The sequence below is a fragment of the Caulobacter segnis ATCC 21756 genome, assembly GCF_000092285.1.
Lineage (GTDB): Bacteria > Pseudomonadota > Alphaproteobacteria > Caulobacterales > Caulobacteraceae > Caulobacter > Caulobacter segnis.
Map to the genome: position 1 here is coordinate 215,744 of NC_014100.1, position 15,743 is coordinate 231,486.

The 15,743-nt window shown below is 68.5% G+C and carries 17 protein-coding genes and 2 pseudogenes; 8 read left to right on the forward strand and 11 right to left on the reverse strand.

What is annotated here, in order from left to right; all coding sequences use genetic code 11:
- Window positions 1–66 precede the first annotated feature (66 nt).
- Window positions 67–1,467, reverse strand: coding sequence for an ActS/PrrB/RegB family redox-sensitive histidine kinase (locus tag CSEG_RS01020; protein WP_013077393.1), 1,401 nt, complete (start codon window positions 1,465–1,467; stop codon window positions 67–69).
- A gap of 74 nt (window positions 1,468–1,541) precedes the next feature.
- On the opposite strand from CSEG_RS01020, the gene CSEG_RS01025 reads away from it, so the two are divergent.
- A complete protein-coding gene (locus tag CSEG_RS01025; protein ID WP_013077394.1) occupies window positions 1,542–2,126 on the forward strand; it encodes an SCO family protein in 585 nt (194 codons plus the stop codon).
- A gap of 13 nt (window positions 2,127–2,139) precedes the next feature.
- On the opposite strand, the gene CSEG_RS23610 is transcribed toward CSEG_RS01025, so the two are convergent.
- Window positions 2,140–2,340: a DUF2200 family protein gene (locus CSEG_RS23610; protein WP_322348908.1), complete on the reverse strand. Its 201-nt coding sequence runs from the start codon at window positions 2,338–2,340 to the stop codon at window positions 2,140–2,142.
- 64 nt (window positions 2,341–2,404) lie between these two features.
- Window positions 2,405–2,626 (reverse strand): annotated as a pseudogene (locus tag CSEG_RS23660) (hypothetical protein); the annotation flags it as partial.
- A 12-nt stretch (window positions 2,627–2,638) separates the two neighbouring features.
- On the opposite strand from CSEG_RS23660, the gene CSEG_RS01035 reads away from it, so the two are divergent.
- Window positions 2,639–3,901, forward strand: a complete 1,263-nt coding sequence (locus CSEG_RS01035) for a polyhydroxyalkanoate depolymerase (protein ID WP_013077395.1) — start codon at window positions 2,639–2,641, stop codon at window positions 3,899–3,901.
- A gap of 45 nt (window positions 3,902–3,946) precedes the next feature.
- Entirely contained in the window at window positions 3,947–4,669 is a 723-nt protein-coding gene (locus CSEG_RS01040; protein ID WP_013077396.1) for a M48 family metallopeptidase, read from the forward strand.
- Between the two features lie 125 nt (window positions 4,670–4,794).
- Here CSEG_RS01040 and CSEG_RS01045 read toward each other — a convergent pair whose 3' ends face one another.
- From CSEG_RS01045 to CSEG_RS01055, 3 genes are all read right to left on the reverse strand, one after another.
- Complete coding sequence (locus CSEG_RS01045; protein WP_013077397.1) at window positions 4,795–6,744, reverse strand: transglycosylase domain-containing protein; 1,950 nt, start codon at window positions 6,742–6,744, stop codon at window positions 4,795–4,797.
- 114 nt (window positions 6,745–6,858) lie between these two features.
- Window positions 6,859–7,566, reverse strand: a complete 708-nt coding sequence (locus CSEG_RS01050; RefSeq protein WP_013077398.1) for an SdpI family protein — start codon at window positions 7,564–7,566, stop codon at window positions 6,859–6,861.
- Window positions 7,563–7,859, reverse strand: a complete 297-nt coding sequence (locus tag CSEG_RS01055) for a metalloregulator ArsR/SmtB family transcription factor (protein WP_013077399.1) — start codon at window positions 7,857–7,859, stop codon at window positions 7,563–7,565. The genes CSEG_RS01050 and CSEG_RS01055 overlap by 4 nt, the downstream gene beginning before the upstream one ends.
- A gap of 100 nt (window positions 7,860–7,959) precedes the next feature.
- Between CSEG_RS01055 and recQ the strand changes: the two genes are divergently transcribed.
- Both recQ and CSEG_RS01065 read left to right on the forward strand, forming a co-directional pair.
- The gene (gene recQ / locus CSEG_RS01060; protein WP_013077400.1) at window positions 7,960–9,807 is read left to right on the forward strand and encodes a DNA helicase RecQ; all 1,848 of its coding nucleotides are present in this window, start codon (window positions 7,960–7,962) and stop codon (window positions 9,805–9,807) included.
- Between the two features lie 48 nt (window positions 9,808–9,855).
- On the forward strand, window positions 9,856–10,179 hold the full coding sequence (locus tag CSEG_RS01065; RefSeq protein WP_013077401.1) for a hypothetical protein: 324 nt from the start codon (window positions 9,856–9,858) through the stop codon (window positions 10,177–10,179).
- Here CSEG_RS01065 and mmcB read toward each other — a convergent pair whose 3' ends face one another.
- Together mmcB and CSEG_RS01075 are read right to left on the reverse strand one after the other, a co-directional pair.
- Window positions 10,180–10,635, reverse strand: a complete 456-nt coding sequence (gene mmcB / locus CSEG_RS01070) for a DNA repair putative endonuclease MmcB (RefSeq protein ID WP_013077402.1) — start codon at window positions 10,633–10,635, stop codon at window positions 10,180–10,182.
- Window positions 10,636–10,752: 117 nt separating this feature from the next.
- Window positions 10,753–11,532 (reverse strand): alpha/beta fold hydrolase, encoded by a 780-nt coding sequence (locus CSEG_RS01075; RefSeq protein ID WP_013077403.1) that lies wholly within the window; start codon window positions 11,530–11,532, stop codon window positions 10,753–10,755.
- A gap of 143 nt (window positions 11,533–11,675) precedes the next feature.
- Here CSEG_RS01075 and CSEG_RS01080 point away from each other — a divergent pair, with 143 nt between their 5' ends.
- On the forward strand, window positions 11,676–12,155 hold the full coding sequence (locus tag CSEG_RS01080; RefSeq protein WP_013077404.1) for a MarR family winged helix-turn-helix transcriptional regulator: 480 nt from the start codon (window positions 11,676–11,678) through the stop codon (window positions 12,153–12,155).
- Window positions 12,156–12,176: 21 nt separating this feature from the next.
- Here CSEG_RS01080 and CSEG_RS01085 read toward each other — a convergent pair whose 3' ends face one another.
- The 3 genes from CSEG_RS01085 to CSEG_RS01095 form a co-directional block, all read right to left on the reverse strand.
- Entirely contained in the window at window positions 12,177–12,446 is a 270-nt protein-coding gene (locus CSEG_RS01085; protein WP_013077405.1) for a hypothetical protein, read from the reverse strand.
- A 47-nt stretch (window positions 12,447–12,493) separates the two neighbouring features.
- Window positions 12,494–13,033, reverse strand: coding sequence for a lipocalin family protein (locus CSEG_RS01090; RefSeq protein ID WP_013077406.1), 540 nt, complete (start codon window positions 13,031–13,033; stop codon window positions 12,494–12,496).
- Between the two features lie 189 nt (window positions 13,034–13,222).
- Window positions 13,223–14,350 carry a ferritin-like domain-containing protein gene (locus CSEG_RS01095; RefSeq protein WP_013077407.1) on the reverse strand — a complete coding sequence of 376 codons (1,128 nt, stop codon included), beginning with the start codon at window positions 14,348–14,350 and terminating at the stop codon, window positions 13,223–13,225.
- 156 nt (window positions 14,351–14,506) lie between these two features.
- On the opposite strand from CSEG_RS01095, the pseudogene CSEG_RS01100 reads away from it, so the two are divergent.
- Together CSEG_RS01100 and CSEG_RS01105 are read left to right on the forward strand one after the other, a co-directional pair.
- A pseudogene (locus tag CSEG_RS01100) lies at window positions 14,507–15,212 on the forward strand (SIR2 family NAD-dependent protein deacylase).
- Between the two features lie 44 nt (window positions 15,213–15,256).
- Window positions 15,257–15,739, forward strand: a complete 483-nt coding sequence (locus tag CSEG_RS01105) for a GFA family protein (protein ID WP_013077408.1) — start codon at window positions 15,257–15,259, stop codon at window positions 15,737–15,739.
- Window positions 15,740–15,743 lie beyond the last annotated feature (4 nt).

Sequence of the window (15,743 nt, forward strand, 5' to 3'; positions counted from 1 at the left end):
GCCTCCCCGCGCTAATACTCAACAGGCCAAATAATATTCTATCCTTCCGCGCATCCGCGTCATAACTCAAGCCCCTGTATAGCCTGGAGCTTCGAGCGCGGCGCGCGGCCAGCGCGCGGACACCACGGCGCCGCCGCGACGTCCATTGCGGAAATCCACTGTCGCCCCGGTCCGTTCCAGCAAGGTCTTGGCGATGAAGAAACCCAGCCCCATGCCGATATGGCCGGTGCGCGAGCCTTCGGCGCCCGGACGGGTGGTCACATAGGGCTCGCCCAGCTTGGCCAGAACCTCGGGAGAGAAGCCCGGGCCGTCGTCGCGGGCCTCGATGACAATATGTCGCGGGTCGAAGCGGGCGATGACGATCACCTCGCTACGGGCGAAGTCGACGGCGTTCTCCACGATCGAGGTCATGGCGTGGATGATCTCGGGGCGTCGCCAGATGTCGGGGGCGGTCTCGCCGGAGGGGCCATTGACCACGGCCTCCACGCGGATGCCGTGGACCATGTGCGGCTCGATGACGTCCTGGACCAGCTGAACCAGGCTCATGCGCTCATGGACGGCGTCCTGGGCCTCGGGCATCTCGGTCAGGCGCTGCAGGATCTCGCGGCAGCGCGCGGCCTGGCCGATCAGGAGCTCGGCGTCCTCGCGGACCTCCTCGCTGGTGGCGTTGCGGGCCATCTCGCGCGAGACGACCGAGATGGTGGCCAGCGGCGTGCCCAGCTCGTGCGCCGCCGCCGCCGCCAGGGCGCCCAGGGCCGAGAGCCGCTGCTCGCGGGCCAGCACCGTCTCGGTGACGTTCAGGGCCAGCTCCATCCGGGCGGACTCGCTGGCCGCCTGCCAGGCGTAGGCGGTGGTCAGGACGATGCCGACGATGCGGGCGGAGACGACGAACCACAGATTGAACGGCGAGGAAGCTGGAAGGATCGGGCTGCCGTCGACGGTGGGCAGGGGCATATGGAAAATGGCCAACAGGATCGAGGCGGCGATGGCCAGGGCCCCGAGGCCCATCGCATAGCGCGCGGGCAGGGTGGCCGCCGCCAGGGTGGCCGGCGCGATCAGCAGCAAGGCGAACGGATTGTAGGCGCCGCCGGTCAGGTAGATCAGGCCTGACAGCTGCAGGATGTCCCAGGCGATCTGTGCGGTCGCCTCGCCGTCGCGGGCCATCCTTTGGCCGTTGGCCGCCAAGCCCAGCAGGACGTTCAGCCAAGCCGAAAGCGCCACCAGGGTGAAGCACATCGCCCAAGGCACTTGCATCTTTAGCGCCAGGCCCGAGATCAGCAGGGCGGCCGTCTGGCCGACGACCCAGGCCCAGCGCTGGGCCAGCAGCGTGCGAACGCGAAGACGACTGCGACGCAGGCCCGGCGCCGTCCAGCTCCAGGCGTCGTCTTGCGCCGGCTCGTCGCCCGGCCTATCGAGCCCGTTGCGACGTGGATCCTCGGGCATTCCAGCGAACGAGACGTCAGCCATGATCGCAAGATTGTCCAGAATTGCGCGCTTTGCGAGTGCAAAAGGACGAGCTGAGACAAAAGGATGCGCCTCCGATGCTTCGTCAACGTTTGGTCCTGATCGTCGCCTGCCTGCTGGGTCTGCTCGTTGTCGGCGGCCTCGCCTGGAGCGCCAGCGCGCTGAAGGAGCAGCCCGCCGCGGCGGTCGGCGGTCCCTTCCAACTGGTCGACCAGAACGGCGCCCCGACCACCGAGAAGGTGCTGAAGGGCAAGTGGAGCGCGGTGTTCTTCGGGTTCACCTACTGCCCCGACGTGTGCCCGGGCACCTTGCAGGGGCTGGCGGCGGCGACCGAGCTGCTAGGGCCGCAGGGCAAGGATCTGCAGATCGTCTTCATCTCGATCGATCCCGAGCGCGACACGCCCGCTCAGATGAAGACCTACCTGTCCGCGGACTATGTGCCCAAGTCGACGATCGGCCTCACGGGGACCCAGGCGCAGGTCGACGCGGCGGCCAAGGCCTACAAGGTCTATTACGCCAAGGTCGGGGCGGGGCCGGGCTACACCATGGATCACTCGACGGCGATCTACCTGATGGACCCCAAGGGGCGCTTCAAGACGGTGGTCCCCTACAACCAGCCCCCGGCCGACATCGCCGCGCGGATCAAGGCGGCGATGGACTAGGCTTCTCCGCGGCTCAGGCGCGCAGGATCTTGCTCATCGCCTTGCCCTTGGCCAGTTCGTCGACCAGCTTGTCGAGATAGCGGATCTCCCGCATCAGCGGGTCGGCGACCTCCTCGACGCGCACGCCGCAAACGACGCCCGTGATGGCGAGGCGCGCCGGGTTCAGCGCGGGCGCTTGGGCGAAGAGGGTTTCGAAGTCGGTGCGCCGCGTCAGATGGTCCCGCCGGGCTGAAACCCGTCAGCCAGAGAATGATCTCGTCGACCTCGGCTTTCGTCCGGCCCTTCTTCTCGGCCTTGGCGACATAGAGCGGGTAAACACTGGCGAAGCTGGTCGTGTAGAGCCGGTGCTTGGTCATCGCGATCCCTTCGCGTCGCTTCTCCACGAGCTTAGCATCGCCCATCTGTGGTGATAGGGGGCCGCGCCCGCGCAAAGCGATGCGACGCCGCACCGCAAGGCTAGACTCTATTAGGTATCGCCGTGCTATGTTGCGCTGCAACATTGCGGGTGCGACATGCTCTACGCCCTTCACGAGGCGGCTTACTACGCCTCCACTCCGATGCGCCTGGCGGCGCTGGCGGCCCGGGACTTCTGGGGATCGCCGCTGAACCCGGCCGGCGACACGGCCCTGGGCCGGCGCATGCACGCCGGCGCGGACCTGTTCGCCAACGTCACGCGACGCTACGGCAAGCCCAAGTGGAACATCGACAAGATCAAGGTCGGTCAGGTCGATGTCCGCGTGCGGCCGACCGTGGTTTGGGAAAGCCCCTGGGCGCGTCTCATTCAGTTCGACCGCGACATGGCCGACATGCGCCGGGCGGGCAAGTTCTCGCTGGATCCCGCGGTGCTGATCGTCGCGCCGCTGTCCGGCCACTACGCGACCCTGCTGCGCGGCACGGTCGAGGCCTTCCTGCCCGACCACGCCGTCTTCATCGTCGACTGGATCAACGCCCGCGAGGTCTCGGTCCTGGAGGGGCGCTTCGACTTCCACGACTATATCGACCACGTCATCCAGATGCTGGAAGTGCTGGGTCCGCGCCCCAACGTGGTCGCCGTCTGCCAGCCCGGCCCGCCGGTCCTGGCCGCCGCCGCCCTGATGGCCGAGCAGAACCATCCCTCGCGTCCCGCCAGCATGACCTTCATGGGCTCGCCGATCGACGCGCGCCTGTCGCCGACGGTCACGAACCAGCTGGCCGAGGAAAAGCCGTTCACCTGGTTCCAGTCGAACATGATCTACACCGTGCCGCCGCCCTACGCGGGCGCGGGGCGGCGCGTCTATCCGGGCTTCGTCCAGCTGGCCAGCTTCATGAGCATGAACGCCGAGCGCCACCAGGAGGCCCACCGGCGTTACTTCAACCACCTGGTCAGCGGCGACGGCGACAGCGCCGACAAGCACTTGGAGTTTTACGACGAGTACCTGTCGGTGCTGGACCTGACCGAGGAGTTCTATCTCCAGACCATCGACATCGTCTTCCAGCAGTATCTGCTGCCCAAGGGCGAGCTGACGCATCGTGGAACGCGGGTGAAGCCCGAGGCGATCACCGACATCGGGCTGATGACGGTCGAGGGCGAGAACGACGACATCTCCGGCATCGGCCAGACCCAGGCCGCCCACGGCCTTTGCCCGAACATCCCCGAGGACATGAAGCTGGACTATGTCCAGCCCAGCGTCGGCCACTACGGCGTGTTCAATGGCCGCCGGTTCCGTGAGGAGATCTATCCCCGCGTCCGCGCCTTCATCCGCAAGTGCGACCCGAATTTCGCGGAAGAAGCGTAGGGGCCGCATCTTGCGGCGCGGCCCACCGCACGCGATCTAGGGCCCATGTTCTCGCGCATGGCTCAGAGGTTCTTGGACGGCGATCGGCTGGAGATCGGCGGCTGGCCGGTCCGGCTGCGCGTCGACGGCCGGGCGCGGCGGGTGTCGCTGCGGGTCGATCGCGCCAAGTCCGAAGTCGTCGCCCTGGCGCCCAGCCCGCGCCGCCTGAACGAGGCCGTCGCCTTCGCCCAGGAGAAGTCCGGCTGGATCGCCAAGCAGCTGGAGGCCCTGCCGCAACGTCAGAGCCTGGCGCCGGGCGGCGTGCTGCGTCTGAACGACAAGCCCTATCGCCTCGAGGTCGGTCCCGGCCGCGCCCGGCTTGAAGAGGGCCGCATCGTCGCGCCCGATGACCCCAACTGGGGCCTGAAGGTCATCCGCCTGGCCAAGCGCGAGGCGCTGACGGTGCTGACCGAACGCACCGCTATTCACGCCGCCGCCCTGGGCCGACCGACGCCGTCGGTGGCGGTGGCCGATCCGAAGGCCCGTTGGGGCTCATGCCGGCCCGCCACGCCGCGCGCGGCGGCGGCGATCCGCTACAGCTGGCGGCTGATCCTGGCTCCGGCGGCGGTGGCCGACTACGTCGCCGCCCACGAGTGCGCGCACCTGATCGAAGCCAACCACGGGCCCAGGTTCTGGGCCTTGTGCGAGCAATTATTGGCCGGTGATCCGGCGCCGCATCGGGCGTGGCTGCGGGCCCACGCCGCGGAACTGCACGCGATCGGGGCGTGAGATGAAAATCTTCCCCCTGTGGGGGAGGCGGCCGAAGGCCGGAGGGGGGCGTGGCCGGGTCTCCGGGTTCTTCCCCTCCTCCATCGGCTACGCCGACACTTCCCCCGCTAGGGGGAGGATTTCGATCAGTACGGCAGCTGCCCAGGCGGCGGGGCGGTCCCGGCTGGCGTTTCCGCCGCGGGGCCCTCGGGCGTCGGGTTGAGCAGGTCGCCGATCGGGTCTGGCGCTTCCGGAGGCGGCGCGACGCCGCCGGGAATCGGCGTGGCCTTCAGGCGCGGCAGGGCGGCGGTCATGAACGAACGCCAGATCTCGGCCGGGGCGCCGCCGCCGGTCACGCGGCGCATGGTGGTGTTGTCGTCCTTGCCGGTCCAGACGGCGGTCACGAAGCCGCCCGTGTAGCCGACGAACCAGGCGTCGCGATAATCGCTGGTCGTGCCGGTCTTGCCGGCGATGTCGTAGCCAGGGACGTCGGCGCGCTTGCCGGTGCCAGCGGCGACGACCTCGCGCATCATCTGGTTCATGTACTGCAGGGCCGGCGAGCCGATCACCGCCGCGCGGGCCTGCTTGTCGACATTGTGGTCGTAGAGCACCTTGCCCTTGGCGGTGCGGATGCGCTCGATGCCGTAGCCCTTGGCCAGGAACCCACCGTTGGCGAACGGGGCGTAGGCCTGGGCCATCTCCATCGGCGACACCTCGACGGCGCCCAGGGCCATCGACGGGTCGAGCTGGATCTTGCTGGTGATGCCCAGCCGCCGGGCGGTGTTGGCGACGTTGCTGGTGCCCACCTCGCTGGCCAGGCGCGCGGCGACCGTGTTGATCGACTCCGCCAGGGCCGTCTGCATCGTGATCGCGCCGAGATATTTACCGGTGTAGTTGCGCGGCTCCCAGTTGCCGATCTTCACCGGCTCGTCGACCACCACCACGTCGGGCGTGCGGCCCTGCTCCATGGCGGTGAGATAGACGAAGGGCTTGAAGGCCGAGCCGGCCTGACGGCGGGCGGTGGTGGCGCGGTCGAACTGGCTGTCGGCGTAGTCGGCGCCGCCGACATAGGCCCGGATGCGGCCCTCACCGTCGATCGCGACCAGCGCCGACTGCTGGACGCCCTGCTTTTCATAGCTCTCGACGCCCTGTTTCACGGCGCGCTCGGCGGCGACCTGGATCGGCAGGTCCAGGGTGGTCTCGACCACCAGGTCCTCGGTCGGTTCGCCGACCAGCGAGCGGACCTGGGCGTCGATATAGTCGGTGAAGTACTGGGCGCGCTGGTTGGCCAGGGTGGCCGAGACCTGCACCGGAGTCTTGAACGCCTCGTCGCGCTGCTCGGGCGTAATGGCCTTGATGCGCACCATCTCGTCGAGGACGATCGTGGCGCGGCGGGCCGCGCGCTCCTTGGCCGAGACCGGCGAGTAGCGGGCCGGGCCCTTCATCATGCCGGCCAGCAAGGCCGCTTCGCCGATGGAGAGCTCCTTGGCCGGCTTGTTGAAATAGCGCTGCGAGGCGGCCTCGATCCCATAGGCGCCGGCGCCGAAATAGACCCGGTTCATATAGAGGGCCAGGATCTGCTTCTTGGAGAACTTCATCTCCAGCCACACGGCCAGGATCAGCTCCTGGGCCTTGCGGCGATAGTTCTGGGCGGGGCTCAGGAACAGGTTGCGGGCCAGCTGCTGGGTGATGGTCGAGCCGCCGCGCTGGGGCCCGTCATGGGTGGCGTTCCACACCGCCGAGCGGATGATGCCCCAGGGATTGAAGCCGAAGTGGTGATAGAACTGGCGGTCCTCGATCGCCACGAAGGCGGCCGGCACATATTCGGGCAGGGCGTCGATGTCGACCGGCGGCGCGTACTGGCTGCCGCGCACGGCCAAAAGGGCGCCCGAGCGATCCAGATAGTTGATCGAGGGCTGGCGCTTGACGTCGTACAGGGTCGAGGTGTCGGGCAGGTCGCGGGCGAACACCGCGAAGAAGGCCACGACAAAGATCAGGCCCCAGATCCCGAGTACGGTTCCCCAATAGACCAGGGCCTGAAACGGGGTGCGTTGCGGCTTCGCCGGCTTGTTTCCGCCGAAGGGTCCGTTCGCCATGATGGTATCGTTCCTGCGCGCGCCGGGGGGTCTTTAAGCGCGTTCCGTTTAGCTGAACCCCACAAAACGCGCGACAAGATTGACGAGATATGAACGCGGCGGTTTTCAGGCCGTTCAGGCGCGATCCGGATCGGTGCGCCAGACGCGCCAGCTTTCGAAGGCCGCGGCCAGGCTCGCGACGAGGATCGCGATGGTCAGGGCATGGAAGCCGTAGGGCAGCGGCGCGATGGGCGTGGCGAGCAGACCCAGGACGCCGATGATCGCAAACAGCCGTCCGGCCAATCGGTTGGACTTGTCCCAGGCCAGGCGGCTGCGCAGCGCCCAATAGGTGCGCACGCCGACAACTGGATTGGGCTTGGCCCGGCCCAGGAACGCGCCCATGCCCAGGAAGATCACCGACAGGCCGCCCATCATCAGCCGCAGGAACGGACCTTCGTCGCCCGTCGCCGGCAGGCGGCCAAAGGCGATCGCGGTCAGGAGCGCCGACACGAGGGCCGATACGGCCAGGACGATGATCCGGCCTAGCCGATAGGTGAAGCGTTCGGCGGCAGGATCACGGCTCTGCTTTTCCATCGCCACGCAGAAGACGGAAACGCCGCCGGCCAACAGGGCGAGGAAGGCGATGACGCTGGCCATCTCCGTGCGGTCGCCCCATCGGTCGACACGCCCCGAGGCGGTGAAATGCATCGGCATGGGGCCGGGCGGGCCCGCCTGCCATACGATGACCGCCGCGCCGAGGATCGCGGCCACCACCACGATCGTGACCAGATCGATCAGCCGCAGGCCGGTGTTGGTCCCGCGCAGGTCTTCGTCGTCCTTCATGGCTTGCTCTCCTTGCCGTCCGGGGGTGAGCCCTCGCCGGTCCCCATCAGGTCCATCATGAACGCCAGGGCTTCTTCGACCGCCGAGATGACCAGGCGGTAGCGGACGGAGGCGCCGTCCTTCTCGGTCTCGACCAGACCGGCGGCCTTCAGCGCCGCGAGGTGGGCGGTGACCGTGGGCCAGGCCATGTCGAAGCGGCTGGCGATGTCGCCCGACGCCATGGGCGCGTCCCGCAGCATGGCGATCATGCGGCGTCGCGCCGGGTGCGACAGGGCCTTGAAGACCTCGTTCATGGCGATATTAGTGAATTAGCTAATTGGCTAAGTCAAGAGAAACGACGGCGCCTGCGATCCTGCCTTGGCGCGGCGCGGGCGGACCGCCATAACCACGCCCGTGTACGTTCCTCCCGAATCCCCAGAGCTCGATCAGGCGCGCGACGTCCTGCGCCGCACGTTCGGCCACGCCGATTTCCGCGGCATGCAGGCCGGCGTGGTCAATGAGATCCTGGCCGGGCGCAGCGCCATGGCCGTGCTGCCGACCGGCGGCGGCAAGAGCCTGTGCTACCAGATCCCGTCGCTGATCCGGCCGGGCGTCGGCCTGGTGGTCTCGCCGCTGATCGCCCTGATGGCCGACCAGGTCCAGGGCCTGCGCCAGGCGGGCGTGGCGGCCGAGCGGCTGGACAGCAACATCTCGCTGGACGAGCGCTCGGACATCTGGCGGCGGATCGACGCCGGCGAGGTCGACCTGCTCTACCTCTCGCCCGAGGGACTGATGCAGCCGTGGATGCTGGAGCGTCTGTCGCGCACGCCGCTGGCCTTGGTCGCCGTCGACGAGGCGCACTGCGTCAGCCAGTGGGGCCACGATTTCAGGCCCGAGTACCGGATGCTGGGTCGGCTGGCCGAGCTGTTCCCCGACGTGCCGCGCCTGGCGGTCACCGCCACGGCCGACGCCCGGACCCGCGACGACATCCGCGCCGAGCTGCGCCTGGACGGCGCGGCCGAGTTCGTCGACAGCTTCGCCCGCCCGGAGCTGGCGCTCAGCGCCGAGCGCAAGCGCGGCAAGGGCCACGACCGGGTCGTCGAGCTGGTGCTGGAGCGGCGCGGGCGTTCGGGCGTCGTCTACGCCGGCTCGCGCGACGCCACCGAGAAGCTGGCCGAGAAGCTGAACGCCGAGGGCGTGCCGGCCCTGGCCTATCACGCCGGACTCGACAAGGGCGTGCGGGCGCGTCGGCTTGAGGACTTCCTGGAGGCCGACGCGGCGGTGATGGTGGCGACGATCGCGTTCGGCATGGGCGTCGACAAGCCCGACGTCCGCTTCGTGATCCATGCCGACCCGCCCGCCGCCATAGAGGCCTATTGGCAGGAGGTCGGCCGCGCCGGCCGCGACCGCCAGCCGGCCGAGGGCATCACCCTCTACGGCTCGGCCGACATGGCCTGGGCCGCCCGTCGCATCGAGACCCGCGAGGCCCCCGACGAGGTCAAGCAGGTCCAGTCGCGTAAGCTGCGCCAGTTCTACGCCATGCTCGAAGGCGTCACCTGCCGCGCGGCGGCCGTCCGCCGCTATTTCGGCGAGGAGGGCGTGGCGCGCTGCGGGGTCTGCGACATCTGCGTTTCGCCGCCGGCCGCCGTCGACGCCACGGAGGCCGCGCAAAAGGCCCTGTCGGCCGTCCACCGGCTGGGCGGTCGCCTCGGGCGCGGGCGGGTGATCGAACACCTGCTGGGCAAGACCAAGGACGTCACCCCCAGCGAGGCCCAGCTGCCGACCTTCGGCATCGGCCGCGAGCTCAGCCAGCCGGCCTGGCGCGACCTCTTCGACACGCTGATCTTCGAGGGCCTGCTGCGCGAGGATCCCAATGACGGCCGCCCGCTGGTCGGGCTGGGCGACGTCGAAGGCGTGCGCCAGGTCTATCGCGGCGAGCGGCGGGTGGCCCTGCGCCAGATGGTCGACGCCCCCGAGAGCGGCGGTCGCGGCGGAGGGAGCCTGCGCAAGCGCCGGGAGGGCAAGGCCCTCAGCATCCCGGCCGACAATCAGGTTCTGTTCGAGGCGCTGCGCGCCTGGCGCAAGGAGGCGGCGCAGGCCCAGCACGTGCCGCCCTACGTCATCTTCCACGACGCCACCCTGGCCGAGATCGCCGCCGCGCGACCGGCGACCCTGGTTGCTCTGGGCAAGGCCGGCGGCGTCGGGCAGGGCAAGCTCGATCGCTACGGCGAGGCGGTTTTGAAGGTGGTGCGGGAGAACTAAAGCGGCGGCAACGTGTTAAACTCAGTTCAAGCCGAGGAGCCTCCCCCCATGACCGACGTCACCAGCTTCACTCCCGACACCTCTTCCGCCGCCGCGGCCTTGGACAGCGCCGAGAAGACCGCCGCTCAAAAGACCAAGCGCGCCAAGGAAGCTGTCAGCAAGGCGGTGAAATCCGCGCGCGAGACGGCCACCGAGGTCGCCCAGCAGACCCGCACCTTCGCCGCCGACAAGGCCAAGGTCGGCGCGGCCTGGACCCGCGACAAGGCCCAGGTGGCTCACCATGTCGCCGAGGAGCATCCGCTGGGCGTCGCCCTGGGCGCTTTCGCGATCGGCCTGGGCGTCGGCTTCCTGATCGCCCGCAACCTCGACTAGCTAAAGACTGAGACGCTCGGCGTTCACCCCCGCCGCCCGCAGGGCGGCGAGGCGGGCGAACGCCAGCGTCAGGGCCTTGCGGCGCGCCGGCGCCAGCGGCGTCAGCGGCGCCTCGCGCACGACCGCGCCGCCAAAGCCGTCAGCCACCAGCAGGCCCGGCTCGTCCGGCAGCACGCCTTCGGGAAAGCTCGGGGCGACGGCGAAGTAGAAGGCGTCGCAGAACGGCGCGTATTCGCCCCACTTCCGGTCGACGCGGAAGTCTTCCAGCCCCGACTTCACCTCCACGATGAGCAGATCGCCCTTGGGGCCAAGCGCCATCAGATCGGCGCGGCGGCCGTTGGGCAGCGTCACCTCGGCCAGCGGCGCGTAGCCCAGGTCGACCAATAACCGACCCGCCCCCCGCGTCACGGCGAGGGTGGTTTCCGGTCGGCTCTGCAGCTGGATGATCACGTCCATCGCCCGCGATCATGTTCCAGCTTTGTTCGCGGATCAAGGGCGCGAGCGCCAAACGCAAAGCCGCCGGCGCGGGGGACGCGCCGGCGGCTTGTCTTTGGTCTCTGGCCGTTGTCGCGGTCAGTTGGTCTTCTGGCCGGCGGTCTTGGCGGCCTTGTCGATGACGTTGGCGACCGCCTCGGGCTGGCTCAAGAAGACGACATGGCTGCCCTTGATCTCGACGGTCTCGGCGCCGATGCGGGTGGCGGTCTTGCGCAGCAGCTTCGGATCGATGGCGCCGTCCTGCGTCGCCACGACGAACCAGCTGGGCTTCACGCGCCAGGCGGCCTGGGTGACCTTGTCGCCGAAGGCGGACATGGCGATCGGCACCTGGGAGTCGCGCATGAAGGCCGCGTCCGCGTCGCTGACATCGCCGGCGAAGCCGGATTTGAACTTGGCCAGGTTGACGAAGCCGAAGCCGTCCGACTGCGCCTCGATGACGAAGCCGGGGGGAGCCGGGATCTCCGCGAACTGGTCGCCCGTGGACTCGCCGGTGTCGGGGGCCAGGGCGGCGACATAGACCAGGCCCGCGACCTTGGGGTCGTTGCCGGCCTCGGTGATCACCGTGCCGCCGTAGGAGTGGCCGACCAGGATCGTCGGGCCGTCCTGGCGGGCCAGGACGCGGCGGGTGGCGGCGACGTCGTCGGCCAGCGAAGTCAGGGGGTTCTGGACGACACTGACCTTGTAGCCCTTGGCGGTCAGGCGGTCGTAGACCCCACGCCAGCCCGAGCCGTCGGCGAAGGCGCCGTGGACCAGCACGACATTGCGGGCGCCCGACGGCGCGGTTTGGGCTTGGGCGGCGGAGGCCAGGCCGGCGATGGCGGCGGCGGCGATCAGGATGTTGCGGAACGAGCGGGTCACGGGGCGTCTCCTTGTGAATGTTTCCGCGATATCTGTTATCACGATATGTGTCTTGTAGCGGCGACAATCGGCCGCGTCCAGCAAAAAATTATCGCGATATGTATTATTGCGGTTCGCGCCTATATGGAGGAGAGGAGATCGCCATGACCGACACACCCCCGCCCCCCCTCGACGGCCAGCTCTGCTACGCCATCTACTCCGCCGGGATCGCCATCCAGCGGACCTACAAGCCCCTGCTCGACGCCCTCGGGCTGACCTATCCGCAGTATCTGGTGCTGAACCTGTTGTGGGCCCAGGACGAGCAGCCCGTCGGCCGCCTCGCCGACCAGCTGGCGCTGGAATCCAGCACGCTGACGCCGCTGCTGAAACGTCTCGAGGCGGCCGGCATGGTGCGCCGCGCGCGCAACCCCGAGAACGAGCGTCAGGTGATCATCACCCTGACCCCGGCGGGGCGGGCATTGCGGGAAAAGGCGGGCTGCTTGGCCGCAGCGCTGCTGGAGACGTCCGGCCACGCGCCCGACGACCTCAACGCCCTCAATCGCCAGGTGCGCGAGCTGCGCGACGACATCTATCGCGGCATGGGCGGTTGGGGAGACGGAGCGGCGCCTGCGGACGAGGCCTGACCCCGAAGGCGCCGCGGCGGGCTACTGGCCTCGCGGCTCGTAGACCACGCGGCACTCGCCATCGACCGTCGTGTAGCGGTGGCTGACCGCGTCCACGAACGAGATGCGGCCCTCGTCGTATTCGACCTTGCCCGTGGACCGCCCCTTGAAGGTCTCGGTCCCATAGCTCCAGCAGGTGATGTCGGCTGGGCGGTCGGTCCAAGTCGCGTCGTTGCGGGCCCGCTTGCTGTCGGTGCAGGCGGTCGTGGCCAGGAGGCCGGCGAGGGCGAAGAAGGTCAGCGCGGTTTTCATGCAGCCAGTCTTCCACGGCGGTCGCCGCACCGGAAGCCCTACCTTGATCAGCCCCAGGGGCCGGGTTGCTTTGTCTGGCGCAGCATGCCGACGTCGTAGCCCAGCGCCTTGGCCCGCGCGGTCAAGGCCTCGCGGTCGGTCGGGCTGGGGACGCGGCGTGACAGCAGCCACAGATAGCGGCCCGACCCCTCGCCGACGATCGCCCAGCTATAGTCGTCGGCGCGATCCAGCACCCAGTAGTCGCCGAAGAAGGGACCGAAGAAGCTGACCTTCAGCTTGGCGTTGGTCGTCGTGTCGACGACCTTGGCCTTGCCCTCGGCGGTCTTCACCGGGCCGTCCAACGCGCCCTTGCGGCAGGTGTTGAGCACGCGGATTAGGCCGTCGGTGCGCTTGGAATATTCGGCGGTGACGCCCTCGCAGTCCTTCTCGAACCGCATGTCGTAGCGCGCGACCTCGTACCACTTGCCCAGATAGCGATCGAGTTCGACGGTCTTGGCCGGCTGCGGCGGGTTCGGATTGCCGCTGGGACCGGAGACGCAGGCGCTCAGCGACAGGACGAGGGGTAGGGCGAGCAGGGCGGCGCGCATGAAAACTCCGGGATGGGGCGGCTCCGTTCCAAGCCGCCATCACGGATACGATCTGGCGCGCTCGGCGGACGAAGCGGGACCCTGAAACGACGACCGCCCCGCCGGAGTTCCGGCGGGGCGGCGCTGCGCCGGCGGGGTGGTGGGAAGCCCTACTCGGCGGCGATGCTGACCGCCGACCAGCGGTCTTTTTTACTCGGCCGCGATGTTAATCGCGGCCGTTGGGCGGTCCTTGAAGTTGATCGCCTGCAGGTGGCGGATGCCTTCCTCGGCGATATCGTCGCCGACCATCCGCTCGCCCTCGCTCTTCAGCTCGTCGAGATCGACGTACATGGCGTAGAAGGCGCGGGTGCGGTCGGTGATGATGCCGGCGTTGAGCAGGGTCTTGACCAGCACCCGGAAGATGTTGGTCTGCTCCTTCATGTTCTCCCGACGCACGTCGTCGGTCATGATCTTCCCGTACTCCTCGACCACCTTGTCGGGATCGAGACCGAACTCGGCGTAGAGGTCGAGCTGCTGGTGCGGCGAGACCAGGTTGAACAGCAGGGTCTGGAAGCAGTGCGCCGCCCAGTCCTCGATGATGGCGTGCTCTTCCGCGGTCAGTTTGGGCACCGTGCGGTCGGCCCAGATCTTCCCGAACTTGTGGTGGAAGGCCTCGTCGGTCATCACCAGCTGGAGCAGGCGTTTGCCGACCGGGTCGTTGATCGTGTTGTAGAAGGTGGCGAAGGCGCCCATGGCCAGGCCTTCGACCAGCATCTGCATGCCGATGATCTTCTTGTAGACCTCGGGCGCGCCGATGATCTCGACCAGCAGGCTCTTCAGGGCCGGGCCGCACTCGACCGGCTTTCCCCAGCGGGCCTTGATGTACTTGGCGAAGGCCGTGACGTGACGGGCTTCCTCGCGGGTCTGGTTGGCGGCGTATTCCTGAGCGCCCTGGTCCCGGAGCACGTGGCACAGGCTGGCCGACAGGTTCAGCGCGCCCTGCTCGCCGTGCAGGATCGACGAGAAGTTCCGTAGCACCGACTGGTTGATGAAGCGGATGCGCTGCTTGGGGTCGGACAGGTGGTTGGAGACGTAGTCGGTCGACAGGGCGATGACCATGTCCTCGGGAACCAGCGCCTGGTTCTCCATGTCGAACGGCTCGTCGAAGTCGATATAGGCCTTGTCCAGCGGATCCCAGAAGTGGTCGTGGGTCGCGGAGATGATCTTGTCGAACGCGGTCGAGCGGGCGCCGTAGCGGTCGAGTTCGAGCATCGACTCGAAGTCGTCCGGCGCTACCGCGTCGTACATGGCGTCCTTGGTGATATTCTTGTCCGTCATGGCGTGGCTCCCTAATGCGCCGCGTGACATCGCTTATGACGGGTCCGTCTTGCGCGGATCCTCGTATCTGAACACTGTCAACTCAACGCTTGACGCGGGTCAAATGAAAAATGACGGCAGCGTCAGGTTTGTTGACCAAGAGGGCCTGGAGGCGGAATGCGGATCTTCGTGCTGACGGGAGCGGGCGTCTCCGCCGAGAGCGGCCTGGGGACCTTCCGCGACAAGGATGGTGTCTGGACGAAGTACGACCTGCGGGACGTCGCCACGCCCGAGGGTTTCGCGCGCGACCCGGCCCGTGTGCGCGCCTTCTACAACGCCCGCCGGGCCAACCTGGGCGAGGCGTCGCCCAACGCCGCCCATCACGCCCTGGCCCGGCTGGAGGTCGAGCTGGAGGCGCGGGGCGGCGAGCTCTTCCTCTGCACCCAGAACGTCGACGACCTGCACGAGAAGGCCGGATCCGGGCGGGTGGTCCACATGCATGGCGAACTGGCGGTCACGCGTTGCGATCACTGCCAGGCGCTCAAGCCCGACATGACGCCCCTGACCGGCGAGGCGATCTGCGAGGGGCTGTGGCCGCGCCGATGGCGCGCGCCCGCACGTCGTCTGGTTCGGGGAAACGCCGCTTTTCCTCGAAGAGATCGATGAGGCCCTCTCCCGCGCCGACCTCTTCGTCTCGATCGGCACCTCGGGCTCGGTCTATCCGGCCGCCGGCTTCGTCGCCGAGGCCCGGGCGATGGGCGTGGCGACCTGCGAGATCAATCTGGAGCCGTCCGCCAACGCCTACATGTTCGATGAGAAGCTGTATGGGCCCGCCAGTGAGGTCGTGCCGGGCTGGGTGGAGCGGGTGCTGACACAAGGCTGACGCCGCGTGCTGTATGACGGGGCCGCCACCGCCGGAGACGCGCCATGCCCAAGGCCCTGAAACCGCCCGCCGAGGAAGCTGAAGGGGCCTGCGCCTGCGGCGCGGTCCGGCTGGCCATCGGCGTGCCGGCGCGGTGGGCGTTCCACGACCACTCCGCCGCCAGCCGACGCGCCCAGGGCTGCGCCTATGTCACCTATGTCGCCAGCTACCGAAGCCGCTTCCGTTGGCTGGAAGGGGAGGGGCTGGTCACCCGCCACGAGCATGAGGGGACCACGCGCGGCTTCTGCGCTCGGTGCGGGACACCCTTGTTCATGGCGCGCCAACGGTCGCCAACCATGATCAACCTGCCGCGCGCGCTGTTCGAGACCCGCACCGGCCGCGAGCCGCGCTACCACACGTCCCTCGATCAGGCGGCGGACTGGGCCTATGGCGGCGGCAAGCTGGTCCCGCTGAAGGGCTATCCCGGCGTGATGTGGGAGCGGCCTAAGGCCAGGCCCAAGCGCAAGCCGATCGACGATTTTCTCTAGACCG